This window comes from Providencia sp. PROV076, assembly GCF_028483405.1.
GTDB lineage: Bacteria > Pseudomonadota > Gammaproteobacteria > Enterobacterales > Enterobacteriaceae > Providencia > Providencia huaxiensis.
The window spans coordinates 99,707-119,542 of record NZ_JAMPRR010000019.1; the positions used below are offsets into that span (position 1 = coordinate 99,707).

The following is a 19,836-nucleotide window of genomic DNA, read 5'->3' on the forward strand; positions in this document are numbered from 1 at the left end:
ATATTTTTATAGTTTGATTGTATATAAAACTGAGTGTTCACTATAGTGTTCGTAAAATTGGAAGCACAAAAAGAACCATTTTATTGCAATTTATTAGGTTTATAAGAAAATAGGGGCTCCTAACAAAGGCATTGCATAAGAAATAAGAGAAATATTATGAATAACGCCCCTGACACGATAACCTTTTTTGAGCGTTTACTTCCATTGGTGGTTTCCGGTAAAAAAATTATCACTATCCGTGATAAAAGCGAAAGCCATTATATTCCTGGGACTATTGTGAAGGTATACGCGCTGGAAACAGGTGAATATTATACTGATATTAAAATATTGTCGGTAGAGCCAATTTCTTATGATGACATTTCTGAATACCATGCTAAGCAAGAAGCCATGAGTCTAGAGACGTTGAAAGCGCTTATCAAAGAGATTTACCCAACCGAGCAATGTTTATACGTAATCACTTACCAATTGCTGAATAGCACTGATTAATCACGATGTTTTGAAGATGAGCAAATCAGCACGGTGATCTTCATTGGCGGAATATTAATTATTTTGGGAATACTGACTGTGAGTAAAAAATAATATAAAAATAGGCCAAGTAGAGGCCTATTTTACGTTTATTTAAATTGTTCTTGGTGCTTTAAAATAAATTCTTTAAGTGATCTCGGTGCTTTGCCTGTTATTGTTTGAAAATTATCGAAAACCATTCCTGAGCGGTCTAATTTTCCATTAGTAAAATCTACATAATGGTCATAGATACTTTTCATATAGGCGAGCTCTAAATTATTTTTAAGGGCATGTTGCCAAAATTCATCGGGATTTTCTGCCTGATAGCTGAAAGGGATCCCCAACTCTTCTGTTAATAACTCAGCTATTTGTGTGTAATTTCTATTTTCATAACCAAGGCGATAAATTTGGCCTGCGTGCTGTTGCGGGTTAAGTAAGCAATAAGTCGCAAGTTCAGCAACATCGGCGCAGTCTACCCAACTGAGTACCGCATTGCCAAAATAAGAGCGCAAGACGCCTTTTTGCAAGTTATCATCTCCTTGATAACCCAGTAAGTTTTGCATATAAGATTCGGGGCGAAGGTGAGTAAATTGTATTCCTGACCATTCAATATAGCGTTCAATAAGTTGGTGCCATGCCCAATGTGCCACTTGCGCGTCATCGTCCCCACAGGCACCTAAATGCACGATATATTTCACGGCTGATTTTTTTGCGATATCAACAAAAACCTTACTTTGTACAAGCATATCAATGGTATAGCCTGTCATCATGAAAACAGAGTCGATATCTTGTAAAGCGGTTTCAATAGTATCTGGCTTATCATAATCCATAACAACAGTTCGATAAGGTGTGTTCTTCAATTTAGCAGGATCTCTAACCGCTAAAACAATATCATGATAGCCTTTTTCCTGTAATGATTGAACGAGGTAGTGACCAACCTGGCCTGTTGCACCAGTGATAAGAATTGTATTTTTCATGAATATCCTATAGTGACAATATATTCAGTTAAAGTGTTTTGCTCATAATATATTCAAGAGATTGCTGAGTTTCGCTTGTAAATAAAATTTCTTTCATAATATGCATATCGTTTGACTGATAAAATGTCATTGCTCGATTGTTACTTGCGAGAACATCTAGCCATAGCAAAGAGTCACCTTGCTGTTTTGCGAGCGCTTCAATTAATTTAAATACGATTTTTCCATAACCTTTACCTGTAGCGCCAGGAGAAAAGTAAAGTTTATTTAATAAAGTACCAACTAAATCGGTTTCAGGTATACAGGAGTGATAGGTTAGTTTTACTAAACCGATTGGGCTTGTATTTTCAATAATATACCAATCAATATACTGTTGATTAAGGTCTGCAGTGATTTTAGCTGTGCTGTACTCTTGACTTAAATATGTGTTAAGTTCATTTTGGTTATTCCATAATGTAGCAAAATGATGCAAATAACTTTCCGTACCTATTTTATGTAGCAATAATGCATCATGTTTCGTGGCTTTTCTTAGTATATGGGGAACTTGGTTCATAAATGTTATCTCCTGTGCTTTATCAGTGTATAGCAATCAATTGATAAACGTCATAGAAGAGGAAAAGTAGAGCACTTTTGGTACTAAATAAGAAGAAAAAAGGGCCATTTAGCCCTTTTAACTGATAATTATTTAATTGTTTGGCTAATATCTGAGTAAGCAAATAATGCTTGAGCTCCACCTGTATGAATAAACAGAACGGGAGTTTTTTCTTCCGAGTTTTCTAAGTAGTCAATTAATCCAGCCATGGCTTTACCGGTATAAACTGGGTCTAATAAAATACCTTCTTGCCTCGCTAATAAATTGATTGCAGCGAGGCCTTTTTGGTTTGGCATTCCATACATCGGGGCAAAGAAATTATCCCATAATTGTACTTTTGGGGTTTTCGTTAGAGCCAGACATTGAGCCAACTCGGTTTGTAATTTCTCGACTTTAGGGGCTTGGTCTTGCTGCTTTCTTGAAACGGTTACGCCAATCACTTGGCTTTGTGGTAATAGTTCTTGCAAACCAATGGCAAGCCCTGCGTGTGTCCCAGCACTCCCAGATGCAACAATAACTTTATCAAATTCTATATGTTCTGGCTTCTGTTGAGCTATCTCAATAGCACATTGAATATAGCCTAAAGCACCTAATACATTTGACCCACCCACAGGAACAATATAGGCATCTTTAAGAGAAAGAGTTTCAATTAGTGCTTCCATTTGAGATTGTGGGTCAGTTAATTCATCACACATGACACAACGAGTAGCAAATAAGTCGGTTAATAATTTATTACCATTATGCAGAAAGTTAGGGTTATCACTTTGAATTGGATTTTCTAACAAAGCGACGCATTCAAGCCCATACATGGCAGCAACAGCCGCGGTTTGGCGAACATGGTTTGATTGAATTGCCCCCGCAGTAACAATAATTTTTGCTTTTTTGGCTAGTGCATCGGCCATTAAAAATTCGAGTTTACGCAATTTATTTCCCCCCATGGCAAGAGGGGTCATATCATCACGCTTTATATAGACCTCACGGCCAAACTTATGCGATAAATTATTTAATCGATTAAGAGGAGTCGATGCGTTAAGTAGATCTATTTTTACGAACTGTGCTAATTGTTGTTGAAGAGACATCTAAACTCCCAATAATTAATAAGAGAAACCAAGGTAAAGGTAAATAGCAAGTACAACACTGGCCGTTACAAGAGCATAAGGCATTTGTGTTCGGATATGTTCAATATGTTCGCAGTCTGTCGCCATTGAAGCAACAATAGCATCCGCAGAGATTGGAGAGGTCATATCACCAAATATTGAGCCAGAAATTGCCGCACCTATCATATATTCTACAGGCATTCCTACAGACAGGCCTAATTGAACTCCGATAGGGATCATTATAGCGAAAGTTCCCCAAGAGGTACCTGTTGCTAAAGACATAATGGCGCTAATTATAAAGATAAAGCCAATAGAAAACCCTGGCGCCATAACGCCCTGAGTAACTTCAGCAATATAAGCACCTGTATTTAACTCAGCAGAAACATTTCCCATTAAGAATGCTAAAATCATAATTGAGCTAATTTTTAGCATGTTGGCATAACCGATAAACAACTCTTTGAAGAACGCATCAATATTTAATAGGCGTCGGCCGACAAACCAACAGAAAGAAACCACTGTACCAAACATGACACCCCAATATACGGATGTCGATCCACTTCCTTTGCTAAAATCACCGTCGCCTGTAATATACAGAGCAATAGGTACCATTAACACCGTCGATAAAATAGGAATAAAAAAGTTTAATGAGGAATGGGCATTAGGATGGTCAATAATCTCTTCTTCGCTATCTTGGCTTTGTAATTGGGAAATATTCCCTGCAATGAAATTCTGTTGATATTTTTCTTCCGCTTTTTTCATGGGGCCCCATGAAACGTTAGTAAATACATAGAATAGAATAGTTATAATGGATAGCCATGCCATCAAGTTGTATCCAATCGAAGTAATTAAAATATCAAAAGGTTCACCTTGAATCAGCCCTTGGGATATTTGTACCCCGATTAACCCCATTATTACCGCTCCCCAGCCATTAATAATGGCGGAGGAACAAACAGAAACACACGCCGTTTGGATAATATAGGACATTTTTTCAGGGGCAACGCCATATTGTCGTGCGAGATTCTTAGTTGAAGCTCCGGCTACTAGCTGGTTAATAGAGCTTTCAATAAAAATAAGAGAGGTAATGATAATGGCGAGCAATTGAGTAGATTTACGGTTTTTAATCAGTTTTGTTTTATTTGTGAGTAACTGAACTAGAGCGCGAACTCCGCCTGTAACGACAACAAGTCTCATGATCCCACCAATCATAACCATAAAGACAATTGTTCGCGTATTCCCCGCCGATGAAAACGTATCTATAATACCATCAACGGTACCTTGCACACCTAATAGTAGATTGTGGTCATGAATAACAGTAAAACCAACGAGTATTCCTAACATTAATGAAAGCATGACTTGGCGAGTTAATATCGCCAAAATTATCGTCACAATGGGGGTAATAACGGTCCAAATACCATAGTCCTGCATGTGTTTACCTGTGATCCTAGTGAAAGTATGAATTTTATAATTATCGAAAAATCATAGCATTAATAGGAACACGGTAGAATAATTTTATTCAGCTTGAAATGAGTTGTGACAATAAATTAATAAGAAAAAGGCCAAACAGATAAATGCTGGCCATATGTATAGATGGAATCAAATATTACTGTCGAGCTTGCCACTCTTTAGCGGTTATTTTACTGACATCTTCTGTCTTAGTTTCACCAATTAATTCAATAAATTGAGGTTCAAGAGTTGCATAGTATTTGAAGCCACATTTTTCTTGGGCAATTTTAGATTGTTCGTTACCTTGAAAGTAACCGCACCATAAATTATCTAATTTTAAATTAGTGAATGCATGGTGCATGATGGCGTTAATTGATTCTGGTATAAGGCCTTTACCCCAGAAGGGTACACCAATCCAATAACTAACTTCTGCATCATTTTCCCCAATGGGGAAATTACTTTCATGGCTAAATGATAATCCAATCAGACCAATAGCTTGGTTTTCATTTTTTAACGTTACAGCGTAAATTTCATCACGCATAAAAATATTCTTGATGATAGAAAGACTCTCTTCTTCACTTTTATGAGCTGGCCAACCTGCGATTGGGCCAACTCTTTCATCTCTTGCATAGAAATATAAATCAGCGGCATCTGTTTCTTGCCAAGGACGCAATACTAACCTATTTGTTGTAAGTACCATTTTCTAGTCTCTTCGTAAGGTGTTTTTAAACTTGGAGGCCATTTTAGGTATTTATGGAAATAAAATAAGGGCGTAACTTGTTAAGTTTGGGTACTTATGACAACTTTTTTGTTATGCTTGCGTCATATGAAGCAAATTAAAGCACAATAATCATGCAGCATTTAAAAAATTATCAGATTGATTTGCCTGAAGCCATTCGGATTGGTGAAAGCAATATGGATGAAATGCAATGTAAACCGATTAAGACATCTTATGTGACGGTTTGTATATGCAAGCAAGGACATGCAGTATTCAATATTAATTTTAAACGGCACCCGGTACGTAAAAACGATATTATCGTTTTATATGATGACTCCTTTGCAATGCTGCAAGCCAAAACACGCAATTTTCGTTTGGAATATTGGTTGATTGATAAAAAGCTAGCAACAGAAATTGCTTATGCATTACCACGTCAACTGTTTGCTTTTTTTAATGATTTTCCTGTTATTTCAACGCCATTAGGAAAAGTGGAGCTACTTGAAAACTGGAGGTATATTCTTCTAGCTATAGTGCATAACTGGGGCGAACATGGGTTATTACAGTTAAAAAATCATTTGCAAAATTTATTTTTAGAAATTAATCATCATACTCAACACACATTTAGTAAACCAGAAAATAAAAGCCGCCAAGAGCAACTATGCTGGCGTTTTTGGGACTTAATTACAATTTACTGTAAACAATATAAAGAAGTAAAATTCTATGCTGAAAAATTGTCTATTACGCCATTTTACTTATCTAAGATTAGTCAAAGTTTCTTTAATGACCCGCCAAAAGTATTAATTGATAGGCAAGTTATTCTAGAAATAAAAGCATTATTAGAAGTTGGTAATCTGTCCATTAAGCAAATTGCTGATGAATTAAATTTTGAAGATACATCCTATTTATGCCGCTATTTTAAACGGCATACAGGAATGACATTAACGGGATTTAAAAAACGAGTTGCACAAAGAGAGCAGGGAAATAAATAACATTAGTATGGTTCAATTTTTGTTGAGTACTTTTTTATAAACTCAATAAAACAGCGCAGCCGTGGCGAAACAGCTTGGTTACGGTAATAAACTGCATTTATGGGCTGACGGATCTCAATGGTTTCTTTTGTTAACACTTGTACTAACTCCCCACTTGCGAAAGCGTCTTGCGTGACGAAATCAGCAGAACATAAAATTCCAGCACCTTGAATGGCAAGGTGAAATAAAACTTCACCGCTGGCGCCTGCAATATCGGGGGTAATTTTTAATAACTGTCCATCATGCGACGTAATAGGCCATGTATTTAAGGACTCTGGATGAGTAAAACCTAATAGGCAATGTTTTTTCAATTCATCAACGCTCTGTGGTACGCCATATTTTTTTAAATAGGAAGGACTAGCAACTAAACGTTTCTGGCTAAAGCCCAGTAAAGTAGCATTGAGCGATGAATCCTTGAGTGTGCCAATACGAAATGCAACATCAATTCGTTTTTCTAATAGATTAGTAATCCCTTCATAGTTATGGATTTCAAGTTCGATTTGCGGATAAAGTGCATAAAATTGTGGGATCAACGGGGCAATAACATGTGTAAGGAAGGGGGTTGATGCATCTATACGTAATTTACCTGAAGGAATAGCTTGCCGTATTGATAGCATATCTTCAGCTTCTTGAGCTAGTTCAACTATTTTTCGCGATTTCTGCAAAAATGCAGCACCTTCATCACTGAGTTTAATCGAACGAGTTGTTCGGTAGATTAACGTCGTATTTATTTTTTCTTCAAGCCTGAGTAATAAACGACTTACTGTCGATATCGTCATGTTTAATTGTTCTGCTGCTGCGGTGATAGAACCACAATCTACAACGCTAATAAAGGCTTGAAGCTCTTCAAAAGCTATTTTCATTATTGCATATCCGGCAAAAGTTATTTTCACCTTAACGCCTTTTTCATTGAGTATCAATGTGAAAAAATTCTGCTCATTAATAAAAATGTTAATAAATTATTTCAATAAGGTTTTTATATGAGAATTAACACGGCATTACTAGCATTAGCAATAGGGGCTTTTGCTATTGGAGCAACAGAGTTTTCGCCAATGGGAATGCTTCCTTATATTGCTGATAATATACAAGAAAGTATTCCATCTGTGGGTGTGATAGTGGTTATTTATGCCCTTGGTGTTATGGTTGGAGCTCCTATTATGACACTATTATTGGTAAAAAAGCGGCCTAAAGTAGCACTAGTATTTTTGATGTCGATCTTCACTGTTGGGAATGTATTATCGGCAATGTCACCTGATTTAGTGACGCTGTCACTTTCACGATTCGTGACGAGTTTGAATCATGGCGCATTTTTTGGATTAGGTGCAATTGTTGCGGCAAGTGTGGTTCCTCCGGGGAAACAAGCAAGTGCAATAGCGGCTATGTTTATGGGGCTAACAATAGCCAATATCGGAGGAGTACCTCTGATGACGAAATTAACACAAGTTGCGGGATGGCGGCAGGCATTTTATTTAATTTCAATTTTAGGCATTCTGACGATTATTAGTTTAATTTGGGCTTTACCAAGTAACCTAATGGGGACAAAAGTAAATGTAAAAAGTGAATTACGTATTTTACGTCGCCCTCAAGTCCTGTTAGGCATGTTATCTACTGTATTAGGTGCAAGTGCAATGTTCACGTTGTATACCTATATTACACCAATGTTAATGAGTTTTATCCAGGCTTCAGACCAAATGATCACGATGATGTTAGTGATTATTGGTGTAGGTTTTACTATTGGTAATTATATTGGTGGATTATTTGCAGATAAGTCGCTCTTTGGCACTTTAATAATATTTTTCATTATGTTGGCATTAAGTATGGCTATATTCCCATTTATTGCGGTAAATGCTTTTGGTGCGGGTGTAGGCCTAATGATATGGAGTATTTTTAGTTTTGGTATTGTACCACCAATTCAAATGTTAGTCATGAATGCAGCTACAGGGGCTCAAGCTTTAGCTTCCTCTGTTAATATTGGTGCCTTTAATCTAGGAAATGCTATAGGTGCAGCAATTGGCGGGATAGTTTTATCTTATGGTTATAGTTATTCAATGATTAGTTTCATGGGAGCAATAGTTGCTGTTTTAGGTATTTTGGTTATTCTGGTTTCTTTTCGCAAAAAATCCGATATTAAAGTAGAAGCTGAAATCGCATATGACTAATTTAATTACACTTATTCAACTGATGATTATTATAAAGTTACAGTTAAATAAATTAAAAGGATTATCGCACTAGATAAATACAATCTGAATTAAAAAGCAATGTTCGGAGTTTTTTGGTACTGAAATTTGCCATAATTAATGTAATTATCTAGCGGAGGGTGGCATGATGACAGCTAAAAATTTGTGGAAAACACCGGAACAGAGATGGCAAGCGGTAATTGAACGAAATAAAGCCGCAGATGGTCATTTTATTTACGGTGTAAAAACATCAGCTATTTATTGCCATCCTTCTGCGGCTGGGCGTTTACCAAATAGAAATAACGTTGAATTTTTCGATAGTGAACAGCAAGCGATTAGACAAGGCTATCGTGCTGGAAAACGTTTTCGAGCAGAAAATTCACGATTAGCCCAATTTTATCAAGAACAAATTGAAAAAGCTTGCCGTTATATTGAACTGCAGGAGCAAGCGGTGAGTCTGGCAAGTTTAGCTGATTATATTGGTATGAGCCGTTACCATTTACATCGTTTATTTAAAGCACAAACCGGGTTAACCCCAAAGGCATACGGGGATGCTTTTCGCCACAAAGCATTGCAACGGCAGCTCCAAGAAAAAAAACGAATAACTGACGCCATTTATGATGCGGGTTATCAATCAAATAGTCGCTTTTATGAAGTTTCATCTAAACGATTAGGTATGACACCAAGTGAATGGAAATCAGGTGGCGGTGGTAATAAAATTTATTTTGCTCTTGCGGTTTGCTCATTGGGGACACTACTCGTTGCACAAAGTCCGATAGGTGTTTGTGCTATTTTATTAGGGGATGACCCTGAGCAGTTATTGAATAATTTACAGGATAAATTCCCAAAAGCAGAGCTGATTGGAGGAGATGACGGTTTTGAACAACTGGTAGCTCAGATAGTGGGTTTTATCGAGGCACCTGAAATTGGTTTAAATTTACCATTAGACATTCAAGGTACTGCATTTCAACAGCGCGTCTGGCAAGCTTTACGAAATATTCCATTAGGAGAAACGGTAAGCTACAGAGATATTGCAGAGAAAATTGGCAAGCCTAGTGCAGTCAGAGCAGTAGCTAATGCCTGTGGTGCAAATATGTTAGCTGTCGCTATTCCGTGTCATCGAGTGGTTAGAAGTAATGGTGACCTTTCAGGCTATCGTTGGGGCATTGATCGAAAACAAGCGCTATTGCTAAAAGAAGCCCAGTATAAGGCAGATAATAGTTAATGATAGCTAAGAAAATCATGGGTGGCCATAGTTTTCATATCATTATGTCTAATAAATTACTTTAGCTAGAATATTTAAGATTAACAGCACCTATATTAATATATAATGGGTGCTGTATTAGTAAATACAATATGATATCTAAAACTAAAATATTATTTTTAGAAGTAGCTATTTTCATTTATTGATATGTGAAAAACCCATTACAAACCCATTAAAAACTATCCAGGTAATATGTTTTTTTATACGGTTGATAATAATGCTATATTTTTTGTCCTTTATATTTTTCACGTCTTTTTTCTCGAATAAAAGTATTTGCTTTCTTAAATATCCAAACAATAGGTTGTAATAAGATGAATTTAGGGTGTGGCTTTCCTCTTATGTTTTTTTCATATTCCATAAGTATTCCTAATAAAGTATGAATTTATATTTAGGATTACATGGAGAACATTTTTTAAAAAGTGACAGATTTGTTTTTTTGCAAAATACAGATCAAATTCAGTCATTTTTGTATTACATTATCCTTACGGGGAAAATGAGAAGGGTTTATAATGTGTTACTGTACAAACAAATAGCACAAGAACTACAGGAAAAAATTAAACAAGGTGAGTTTCTTAGCGGTGAAAAGATGCCGTCAGTGAGAGATATTGGGCGCACTCATCAAGTCAGTATCACAACTGCACAACTCGCGTACCGTGAACTGGAACGTTTACAACTGATTTATGCAGTACCCAAATCAGGGTATTTTGTGATACCAGAAAAAACAGAGGCTCTTTTGCCTAAAGTGGCAAATTATATTCAAAAACCCGTACAAGTTGCTCAATGGAATCCAACAATGGATTTTCTGCGTGTATCCGAGCGGCATGGTGTGACATCATTATCTTGTGCCGTCCCTAATATAGAAGATAAAAGTTTAGAGCCACTATGGCAAGAAATGACCATGGTTGCACGTCGTAAACTTTCCCTAACTCTGGAATATGATAGCTTGCAAGGGCTAGCGTCCTTAAGAGAACAAATTCATTTAATTTCCGATGATAGTCATCTGTTTACGCCTGATGATATTGTGACCACGACGAGTGGTCATCAATCATTATCAATCGCTTTGCAAGCGTGTACACAAGGTAATGATGTTATTGCAGTTGAATCGCCAACATTTCCAGGATTGTTACAAACGTTGTATGGCTTAGGTCGGAAAATTATTGAAATTCCTATTGACCCTGAAACTGGAATAGACCTCGATAGGCTAGAGGAAGCATTCGAACGCTGGGAAGTAAAAGCAGTTGTTGTGACGCCGAGTTGCAATAACCCAATGGGCTGTATCATGCCTGATAATAACAAACAACGTTTATTGAATATTGTTGAAAAATATCATGGAACAGTAATTGAAAATGATTGCCTCGCAGGGTTGGCGTATCAGTATCCAAGGCCTTCGACAATACAATCGCTAGATAACAATGGACATGTAATTTTATGTAGTTCTTTTTCAAAAACGGTTGCACCAGGTACTCGTACGGGGTGGATAATCCCCGGGAGATATAAAGAGAAAGTTCTGCATTTAAAATATTTATCTCACTGCTCTGGTGAGATTTTTATGCAGCAAGTTATGGCGAACTTCTTAAAGGAAGGGCATTATTTTTTGCATTTGCGCCGAATGAGACAGCATTATAGTGAACTACAATGCCAATATAAAGAGTTAGTTGAAACCCATTTTCCTGTTAATACTCGTATTTCGCGGCCACAAGGAGGATTTTCATTGTGGGTTGAACATCTACCGGTTGATAATCGTAAATTACTCGATATTCTACATCGTAATAAAGTCACTGTTCTAACCGGGGAACATTTCTCGACTGGTGGATGTTTCCTTAATCATTTACGAATAAACTACGCGCTTCCATTAATCGCAAGGCGACGCAATGCAATTAAAATATTAGGGGAAGCATTAAAAGTCACAAGTTTAAAATAATATAAAGCCCCTTATTCTGTAAATATGTCTAATGAATAAGGGGGCTATCAGTTGTTAAATAGCCGTTTTTGATTGGCTATTTTTAGAATAAAACAAGTAAATCAAATAGATAATAGTGAAGCTAGCTGTGTAACCCGTAAAAATCATCCAGAAAGTTTTCCAATCTACCACGCCATTGACCGTATTTAATTCGATAACCCAACCACATAATACAGCACCTAAAAAAGTACCAAAACCGTTAACTAATGTGGTGAATACACCTTGAGCTGTTGATCTAAATTCGGGAGCAATTTCTTTTTCCAAAAATAGCGCGCCAGCGATATTAAAGAAATCAAATGCGCAGCCGTATACAACCATGGACAAAAATAAAGCGATGGTACCAATTACAGTGAAATCACCATAGGCAAATAAACCTAATCGTAAAATCCACGCAATCATACTCATGAATAGGATGGTTTCAATTTTGAACTTTTTGAGTAGCAGAGGTAAAAGCAAAATGAAGATGATTTCAGAAAATTGCGATATTGATAAAAAGATAGTGGGATATTCAGAAAAAATAGAGCCTCTAGCTTCGGGCATTAATGCCATATCTTGTAAGAAGGGGACGCCAAAGGTATTGGTTATTTGTAAGACAGATCCCAATAGCATGGCAAAAAATAAGAATACCGCTACTCTTCCTTTTTTAAATAGTAAAATAATATTTTGGCAACTAAAGCTGGATTTTTCTCCTTTTTTCTCAATTTTACAGCTCTGCGTTGAAATAAAGAATACAGAAAAAATACTGAGCACAACCGATGCAATTGCGCCGACATATAATTGATAAAAACTCATTTCCAATTTTAATAAGCTAATTGTCCACATAGCGACAATAAAGCCTACAGTACCGTAAACTCGTATTTTGGGGAAATAGACATCAGAATCGAGTTTCTTGGCACTCAACATTTCAAAAACAATGCTATTACAAACAGAAATAGTTGGCATATAAAACATTAGATGAACTAATGTCATAATAAATAGCAGGGTTATTGAATGACTATGAGCCATAGCGATTAAAAATACAGCAGAAATAATATGTGATGCAACGTAAACAAGCTTTCGGTTATTAATTTTATCTGCAATAAATCCGATGATAATTGGCGAACATAAAGCTGAAATGCCTAATGTACTAAAAATCAGACCAATTTCACCGCCTTTGAAGTGCAATGTATTGAAGAGATAAGACGCGAAAGTAACTAGCCATGATCCCCAGATAAAAAATTGTAGAAATGAAACAAATTTCAACCGAGTCGTGATATTCATGTTTATACACCTTCCGTTAGCTTAAACATGCTTTAATTTAATTATTAAATAAACTGTTCTTTTCAATTCATTTAATAACCAAGTATGGAAGCATCTATCTTGTTATTGTTTGTGCATTATAAAATAGCTAGTGAGAGTTTTTTTTGATATGGAGGCGGATAATCATCGATTAATAGCTGGAGTTAGCCTATTTATATAGGAGATATTACGTATTCAAACACATAGAAATAATAAAATTAGCTATTAATTCTCGTTTCTGTATTCAAAATATCTGAACAATAGATAATATTTATTTAACTTTTTCATAAGTTAGTTGAATTTAATTAACGTTTAAGGTTTAATGGCTGTCTCTTCACGTTTGTCTTCCAGTTTACTGTCTCAGCTAATTATCTCAATATTTCCAGTCGTTAAACATCACTTGCTCCCTAGCAACTCATTACCAAAAAACTCCCTCATTTTCTTAAAAAAACGCTATAAACCTCAATCATAGCAATGATTGGGAAATTTAATGTATGTCAAAACGAGAATATTATGATCTCCACTCATTACTTACTGCTTTTATCTGCAGTAGCGGTATACCTTGTTGGCACCGCAGAATTCATGTTGTCGGCTATTATATCGCCGTTAGCAATTGTGTTTCATGTTCAGCCCGAACAGATTACTTGGCTGATATCGGCTTATGCTTTGGCCTATACCTTGGCTGCTCCTATTATTGGTTTCTTATCAGATAGAATTGACAGGCGTAAAATTGTGCTCACGGCTCTCTTGTTATTATCGCTCGACAGTTTAGCTATCATTTTTGCGCCTAATTTATTGATTGCTCTAGTTTTAAGGGGGCTCGGTGGATTGGCTTCTGCCGCACTTGTTCCCGTTATCTTTGCCCTTGTTGCTGATGTAATTAGTGAAAGTCAACAGGCTATAGCAATGGGGAGTATTATGATGGGAATGACAGTCGGTATTATTACAGGGCCTATCATTGCAGGGGTATTAGTTCAATATTTTGCTTGGTATGCTCCATTTGTATATACCGCAATAGGATGCTTATTGGTATTTATCATAGCGTTATTTACGCTACCGCACTCTCAAAAAACGATCGGAAGAAAATTATCTTTTAAAGCGATAAAGCACGTAGGTATTGTCAGATTCATATTAGCTAAAAGCATATGGAATGGCGTGTCGGTCTGTATGTTTTTGCTTGCAGGTGAAATATTAAGGCAACGATCCTACTTAGAAAGTGTGGAGGTCGGTAGCTTAATGGGATTATTTGGAATTGGGCTATTATGTGGTAATGGCTTAGTTACAAAAATTGAAAAAATTAAAGCATCAAATAATGCAAAACTCGTGGTTATTATTTTAATAATTATGGTTACGATTACCTTATTTCTCAGTGGGTGGCTTTCGTTAATTGGTTATGGATTATGCTTAACTGTTTTAGGGGGGATGTTGGGTCTAGCATCACCGATAAGTACAGCAATGTTAGCAAGAAAAAGCGCAGAGAATAAAGGTTTTATTTTGTCTATATCCGAAAGTGTTAACAACTTGATTTTATTATCTGCATTACCAATCTTTTCTTTACTCTTTGCAAAAAATTATCTTAACGTTTCTATAATCTTGACTATTGTATTATTGAGCTCGGCTATTGTTTTAGTTTTTCCTTCTAGAGAAAGGGCAAAGAAACTATAGATAGGGTATTTTCTCCACTGACAATAGTTTTTCGGTGGAGAAAATGCGAGGGGTCAGACAACTAATAATTGTTTTTTTCTTAGACGCATTCCATTTAACATGGATAGCCAGGCTAAAAATGTAATAAACATAAGAATAATGAAAATAAAATAGGGTGGAAGTTCAGTTAGTACAACTCCTGTTAACATCGGATTAAATGCACCACCAAGTAGCCCTAGAGATTGAGCCGAAAAATAACTGGCCTTCATTCCGTCAGGGGCAATACTATCAATTAACATATATTCTCCAGGGGCATAGATTAACTCACCTAGAGTGAAAATAAAGGCGCCAAGAGCCCAAAGGTATAAATTTTCATGAGAATACATAAAGGTTCCCAATCCTAAAATGAAAAATAGGCTACCTAATGTCATTAATTTTCTTAAATTATCTGGAGTGATCCGTTTGCCGACCGTATATTGCAAAGTTACAACGACAATTGCATTCACAGGTAAAATAACGCCAATAACTACTTGGGCAAAGTCGCTGTTAGCAACGGTAATGGCATACTGCGATATCCAAGTCGTAAAAGTACCGAAAACTAATGAGCCTAAGAAGGTGGATAAAATAAACCATGCTAGGACTTGATCTCTTAGCATAGCGACAGGGTTCCATTTACGGATCTGGCCTTCTTCTAAAGGTATTGGTTTTATGCTTTGCACAAACCTATGTATAAAGAATATAGGGAAAGCGGCAGAAATTGCAGCTAAATAGAATGGTAAGTTAATGCTATACATTAATAACCAAGTACCAATAGGTGGCCCAACGGTCCAACCTATATTAATGAATGTATAATTTAAGGAAAATATTTTTGCTTTTAATGCAACGGTAAGAGTATCTGCAAAATAGGCTTTTAGTACCGTTGAGAACACGGAATAAGAGCAATTTATTAGCGAAAAGAAAATAATGACGAGAATTGCATTATTAACGATAGGTATTGCAACAAACCCACAAATAAAGGCGATAACTGCAGATAACATGCAGCGTTTTTTGTCAACGCGGTCAGCTAACATACCAAAGCCCATGCTAAATAAAACACCGACCACCATAGCCATTGACATTGCGACACCGACAATATCAATAGCCATTTTATATTCGCGGGTTAAGTAAATAGCCATAAAGGGCAATGTTGCACCACGCCCAATAGTTAAGAGCAGTGACGATGCAAGTAATGCACTGTTTGATATATTAAATTTAGATAACATGGCTCACAACCTAACTTATTAATTGTTGTTATATATTTGTTTCAAACTATCTGTAAGCTATAAAATACCTAAATTTACAGTGGTGAGATATGGTGATTAATGCTCAAAATTGAAAACGATATTTTGCTGATGCTAATGTACCATTTTCAATTAAATATCTGGAAATATGAAACACCGACAACCTAATTGAATGTTATATGCTAGTGAGTAATTCTACACAATAAAGGAAAAACTTTATTACTCAATTAGGTCAAAAAAGACTCTATCCTTAAAAAATAGCTTTAAAGTTTTTGCTTTTTTGGCATATAAACTAGAAGCCGATTTCCTTTGTCTATATCAAAAGTCAACGAAGTATAGTCATAGTGCTGAGTGCAGTTTTGGTAACTTATTTCACGAATTCCCGTACAAGGTTGATAAATTTCATGTTTATTCCATAAGGTATTAAAGTAATCTGATTTTGAGCTTAAGGTATTAACCAGTTTTTGAATGTGAGGGTTGTTTTTCGTCCGAGCATAGTCGCGTCGGAAACTGGCTAACAATTGTTGTGTGACAAGAGGCCAATTAGGAAAACGAGTTTGGTAGCGTTCATCCATAAACAGCAAATAGAGAAAATTACAATAGTAGGGCTCTGCGCTTGAAAAATGGAAGTATTTATCAGCCAATGCGTTAAAAGCAAGTACATCCCAGTGTAAGTTGAGAACATAACAAAGATAGTCTGAAGGAAAGTCATTTATCATTCGAGTTATTGCGGCAGGAACATGATGTTCAGTCTGGCCAGTCGCTGTGGGTTCTCTATTTTGTGTAAGTAAATAAAGGTGCTGTCGTTCAGCGCTATTTAATAGTAGAGCCTTCGAAAGGTTATCCAAAAATTGGTTAGAAACGCCAATATCTCTACCTTGTTCTAGCCATGTATACCAAGTTAGGCCAACTCCAGCAAGAGCGGCGACTTCTTCACGCCGTAACCCCGAGGTTCTACGCCGAGTGCTTCTAGGTAAGCCGAGTTGTTCAGGTGAAACACTTTCACGTTTATTTTTAAGAAAATCAGCAAGTTCTGGACGAGTTCTTTGTCTATCTTTCATAGTCTATTGCTTTTAGTAATAGTATAAATGGTTAAATTGTATCAGGATAATTAAGCAATTATAGTCCTCGTTTCCTATATTGTCGAAATGAGAAACAGATGAACAAGCATCAAATTATTGCATTGGTGGTCTTATTACTAGCTGGTTTTGTGACAATTTTTGACTTATTTGTTGTTAATGTTGCAATTGTCAGTATTGAAAAATCATTAAATGCAAACTTAACGGAATTAACACTAATTATTGTTGGTTATGAACTAGCATTTGGTTTGTTATTAATAACAGGAGGGAGATTAGGAGACATATATGGAAAAAGAACATTGTATCGACTAGGTATGGTATTTTTTGTTATTTCATCTGCATTATGTGCGGTCGCTCCTACTGCGGGAATTCTAGTGCTCGCGCGTTGTATTCAAGGGTTATCTGCTGCTTTATTATTTCCACAAGTTTATTCCAGTATTCATGTGAATTTTGAAGGAGCACAAGCTAAAAAAGCGTTTGGTTATCTAGGTATGACATTAGGTCTTGCTGCCATCGCTGGGCAGGCTTTAGGGGGCTGGCTGATTACTATGAATGTTCTAGAATTGGGCTGGCGAATGATATTTTTAATTAATATCCCGATTGGTGCTGTAGCTATAGGGCTGTCCCATTACTTATATGAGGGGAAAAAACTGAGTGTTAATTTAGATTGGTATGGCGTTGTACTATCCAGTATAGGAATTGCTATGGTTCTGTTTCCTTTACTGATGTTGCCAATTTGGGGATGGACATGGCTCTGTAGTGGTTTATTACTCATGGGCAGTTTAATTCTGTTACTGTTTATTGTTTGGGAACGAAAGCTGGAACGCGCAAATAAAGTGCCATTATTGAGTATCCAGCTACTTTTTAATAAAGCTTATGTGGTTGGTCTATTTACCGTGTTATGTGTTTATGCGACATCATCTGCCTTTCCTTTATTAACATCCATACTATTACAACGTGGGTTTGGCTTAACGCCGTTAGACTCTGGATTGATCTTTGTGCCCGCAAGTATCGGCTTTGTACTATCTTCATTATTAACGCCCAAATGGATTAATTGTTTAGGGGATAAGGTTATTGTGGGCGGGGCAATTGGCTATGGTTTGAGCTATTTGCTATTCATTGGATTACTGTTCATTGTTACTCCAACAACCAATCTAAATATTATTACGCCGGCATTATTTCTTATTGGGTTTACCCAAGGAATGATTATGACCCCTATGTTGAACTTAATTTTATCACGGGTTAATTCAACATTTTCAGGAATGGCATCAGGCGTTATGGCGACATTACAACAAGTCGGGGCTGCTTTAGGGGCAACAGTGGCTTCTGTTATTATGCAATATAGCTTATTGGCTTCTTCATACGAAAATGCTTTTCTGCAGTTAAAAGCATCGGTGATTAATAGCCTGTATTTCAATATGGTTATGGCATCATGTGCAGGACTATTATTATGGTGCTTAGTTAATAATAACAAAAAATTAAAAGTGTAGGGGAAAGGAGCAGTATCAATTGCTCCTTTAATATCAGATTACAGTGCAGCCGTATATACGCGACGGCTAACCACTAGGTCAATATCTTGGTGCTCGCCTAATTTCACCATATCGTGTGCAGCCAAGCTGTTGATTAATGGTTCAATAACATCTTGAGTCAGCTGGTAGTCACTAAAACGTGTGCCTACTTGCATTTTTTCAAAGAATGCTCGAGTTAACTCGATAGATTTTAATGCTTTCTCTTGCTCTGAACCAGATGTAATTCCCCAAACTCGTTCAGCATATTGTGCTAACTTAGCTTGTTTCTGTGGTAATCTTTCGGCCAACATAGATGGCAGAACAATAGCGAGTGTTTGTGCATGATCCAAACCATACAGCACAGTGATTTCATGGCCTAACATATGTGTAGACCAGTCTTGTGGAACACCAACACCGATTAAACCATTTAAAGCCAACGTAGCCGTCCACATTAAATTGGCACGAATATCATAATCTTTTGGTGTCTCAAGAGCTTTAGGGCCAATTTCTATTAATGTTTTTAATAAACCTTCTGCAAATGCATCTTGAACGTAGGCATTCACTGGATAAGTTAAATATTGTTCAATAACATGAACGAAAGCGTCAACAACGCCATTACTGATTTGGCGAGTCGGTAAAGTATAGGTTTTTACTGGGTCAAGAATAGAGAATTGAGGAAATACATGGTCGCTCATAAAAGCAAGTTTAGAATGCAGTTCTTCACGAGTGATCACAGAACCTTTGTTCATTTCAGAACCTGTAGCAGGTAATGTTAATACTGTACCAAAAGGCAGCGCAGTTTTTATGGTCGCACCTCTGTTTGTGACTACTTCCCATTTATCGCCTGGATAATTTACCGCAGCAGCGACAAATTTAACGCCATCAATGACGGAACCGCCACCCACAGCTAGTAAAAAATCAAAGCCTTCTTTTTCAATTTTATCGACAGCTTTGATCAAGGTTTCATAGCGAGGATTAGCCTCAATCCCACCAAAATGGTCGAATGTTCGAGACCCTAAAGCTTGCTCAACTTCGCTTAAGGTTCCTGTTTTTCTTGCACTTTCACCGCCAAATAAAATAAGAACCTTAGCATTTTTAGGGACAACTCGGTCAAGTTCGCTGATTTTACCTTCACCAAAAATGATACGAGTGGGGTTATAAAATTCGAAATTGTTCATATATGGCCCTCGTAGAAAGTAGAAGTGAATCTAAATAATTACATGCATATAATTACAAGTAAACATAATACAACCTAAATGATTGCACATCATATCGATTTAATGGTTTATA

Annotated in this window: 18 protein-coding genes; 7 read left to right on the forward strand and 11 right to left on the reverse strand. The window is 36.6% G+C overall.

The window, feature by feature from the left end:
• Positions 1-156: 156 nt before the first annotated feature.
• Positions 157-486, forward strand: a complete 330-nt coding sequence (gene yqfB, locus PSF67_RS13890) for a N(4)-acetylcytidine aminohydrolase (RefSeq protein WP_272677113.1) — start codon at positions 157-159, stop codon at positions 484-486.
• Positions 487-614: 128 nt separating this feature from the next.
• On the opposite strand, the gene PSF67_RS13895 is transcribed toward yqfB, so the two are convergent.
• The 5 genes from PSF67_RS13895 to PSF67_RS13915 all read right to left on the reverse strand — a co-directional run bounded on the left by PSF67_RS13895 (position 615) and on the right by PSF67_RS13915 (position 5,310).
• The gene (locus tag PSF67_RS13895) at positions 615-1,481 is read right to left on the reverse strand and encodes an SDR family oxidoreductase (protein ID WP_272677115.1); all 867 of its coding nucleotides are present in this window, start codon (positions 1,479-1,481) and stop codon (positions 615-617) included.
• Positions 1,482-1,509: 28 nt separating this feature from the next.
• Complete coding sequence (locus tag PSF67_RS13900; protein ID WP_210843684.1) at positions 1,510-2,031, reverse strand: GNAT family N-acetyltransferase; 522 nt, start codon at positions 2,029-2,031, stop codon at positions 1,510-1,512.
• Positions 2,032-2,159: 128 nt separating this feature from the next.
• Positions 2,160-3,149 carry a D-cysteine desulfhydrase gene (locus tag PSF67_RS13905; RefSeq protein ID WP_272677118.1) on the reverse strand — a complete coding sequence of 330 codons (990 nt, stop codon included), beginning with the start codon at positions 3,147-3,149 and terminating at the stop codon, positions 2,160-2,162.
• Positions 3,150-3,164: 15 nt separating this feature from the next.
• The gene (locus tag PSF67_RS13910) at positions 3,165-4,592 is read right to left on the reverse strand and encodes a Na+/H+ antiporter NhaC family protein (RefSeq protein WP_102140321.1); all 1,428 of its coding nucleotides are present in this window, start codon (positions 4,590-4,592) and stop codon (positions 3,165-3,167) included.
• A 175-nt stretch (positions 4,593-4,767) separates the two neighbouring features.
• Entirely contained in the window at positions 4,768-5,310 is a 543-nt protein-coding gene (locus PSF67_RS13915; RefSeq protein WP_166267431.1) for a GNAT family N-acetyltransferase, read from the reverse strand.
• Between the two features lie 152 nt (positions 5,311-5,462).
• On the opposite strand from PSF67_RS13915, the gene PSF67_RS13920 reads away from it, so the two are divergent.
• Positions 5,463-6,317: a helix-turn-helix domain-containing protein gene (locus PSF67_RS13920; protein WP_210848078.1), complete on the forward strand. Its 855-nt coding sequence runs from the start codon at positions 5,463-5,465 to the stop codon at positions 6,315-6,317.
• Between the two features lie 2 nt (positions 6,318-6,319).
• Here the strand turns inward: PSF67_RS13920 and PSF67_RS13925 are convergent, their stop codons facing one another.
• Positions 6,320-7,219: a LysR family transcriptional regulator gene (locus PSF67_RS13925; RefSeq protein WP_272677120.1), complete on the reverse strand. Its 900-nt coding sequence runs from the start codon at positions 7,217-7,219 to the stop codon at positions 6,320-6,322.
• Positions 7,220-7,336: 117 nt separating this feature from the next.
• On the opposite strand from PSF67_RS13925, the gene PSF67_RS13930 reads away from it, so the two are divergent.
• Both PSF67_RS13930 and ada read left to right on the forward strand, forming a co-directional pair.
• The gene (locus PSF67_RS13930; protein ID WP_272677122.1) at positions 7,337-8,515 is read left to right on the forward strand and encodes an MFS transporter; all 1,179 of its coding nucleotides are present in this window, start codon (positions 7,337-7,339) and stop codon (positions 8,513-8,515) included.
• Between the two features lie 163 nt (positions 8,516-8,678).
• The gene (ada, locus tag PSF67_RS13935) at positions 8,679-9,758 is read left to right on the forward strand and encodes a bifunctional DNA-binding transcriptional regulator/O6-methylguanine-DNA methyltransferase Ada (protein WP_430442030.1); all 1,080 of its coding nucleotides are present in this window, start codon (positions 8,679-8,681) and stop codon (positions 9,756-9,758) included.
• 259 nt (positions 9,759-10,017) lie between these two features.
• Here the strand turns inward: ada and PSF67_RS13940 are convergent, their stop codons facing one another.
• Positions 10,018-10,155 (reverse strand): hypothetical protein, encoded by a 138-nt coding sequence (locus tag PSF67_RS13940; protein ID WP_272677123.1) that lies wholly within the window; start codon positions 10,153-10,155, stop codon positions 10,018-10,020.
• 153 nt (positions 10,156-10,308) lie between these two features.
• On the opposite strand from PSF67_RS13940, the gene PSF67_RS13945 reads away from it, so the two are divergent.
• Positions 10,309-11,718, forward strand: coding sequence for an aminotransferase-like domain-containing protein (locus PSF67_RS13945; protein ID WP_231068302.1), 1,410 nt, complete (start codon positions 10,309-10,311; stop codon positions 11,716-11,718).
• A 54-nt stretch (positions 11,719-11,772) separates the two neighbouring features.
• On the opposite strand, the gene PSF67_RS13950 is transcribed toward PSF67_RS13945, so the two are convergent.
• Positions 11,773-13,017: an MFS transporter gene (locus PSF67_RS13950; protein ID WP_272677126.1), complete on the reverse strand. Its 1,245-nt coding sequence runs from the start codon at positions 13,015-13,017 to the stop codon at positions 11,773-11,775.
• A gap of 531 nt (positions 13,018-13,548) precedes the next feature.
• Here PSF67_RS13950 and PSF67_RS13955 point away from each other — a divergent pair.
• The gene (locus PSF67_RS13955) at positions 13,549-14,700 is read left to right on the forward strand and encodes an MFS transporter (protein ID WP_272677128.1); all 1,152 of its coding nucleotides are present in this window, start codon (positions 13,549-13,551) and stop codon (positions 14,698-14,700) included.
• Between the two features lie 53 nt (positions 14,701-14,753).
• On the opposite strand, the gene ydeE is transcribed toward PSF67_RS13955, so the two are convergent.
• A complete protein-coding gene (gene ydeE, locus PSF67_RS13960) occupies positions 14,754-15,941 on the reverse strand; it encodes an efflux MFS transporter YdeE (RefSeq protein ID WP_272677130.1) in 1,188 nt (395 codons plus the stop codon).
• Positions 15,942-16,222: 281 nt separating this feature from the next.
• Entirely contained in the window at positions 16,223-17,020 is a 798-nt protein-coding gene (locus tag PSF67_RS13965; protein ID WP_102138538.1) for a helix-turn-helix transcriptional regulator, read from the reverse strand.
• 98 nt (positions 17,021-17,118) lie between these two features.
• Here PSF67_RS13965 and PSF67_RS13970 point away from each other — a divergent pair, with 98 nt between their 5' ends.
• The gene (locus tag PSF67_RS13970) at positions 17,119-18,528 is read left to right on the forward strand and encodes an MFS transporter (RefSeq protein ID WP_272677132.1); all 1,410 of its coding nucleotides are present in this window, start codon (positions 17,119-17,121) and stop codon (positions 18,526-18,528) included.
• 38 nt (positions 18,529-18,566) lie between these two features.
• On the opposite strand, the gene PSF67_RS13975 is transcribed toward PSF67_RS13970, so the two are convergent.
• Entirely contained in the window at positions 18,567-19,724 is a 1,158-nt protein-coding gene (locus PSF67_RS13975; RefSeq protein ID WP_102138540.1) for an iron-containing alcohol dehydrogenase, read from the reverse strand.
• Positions 19,725-19,836: the final 112 nt, after the last annotated feature.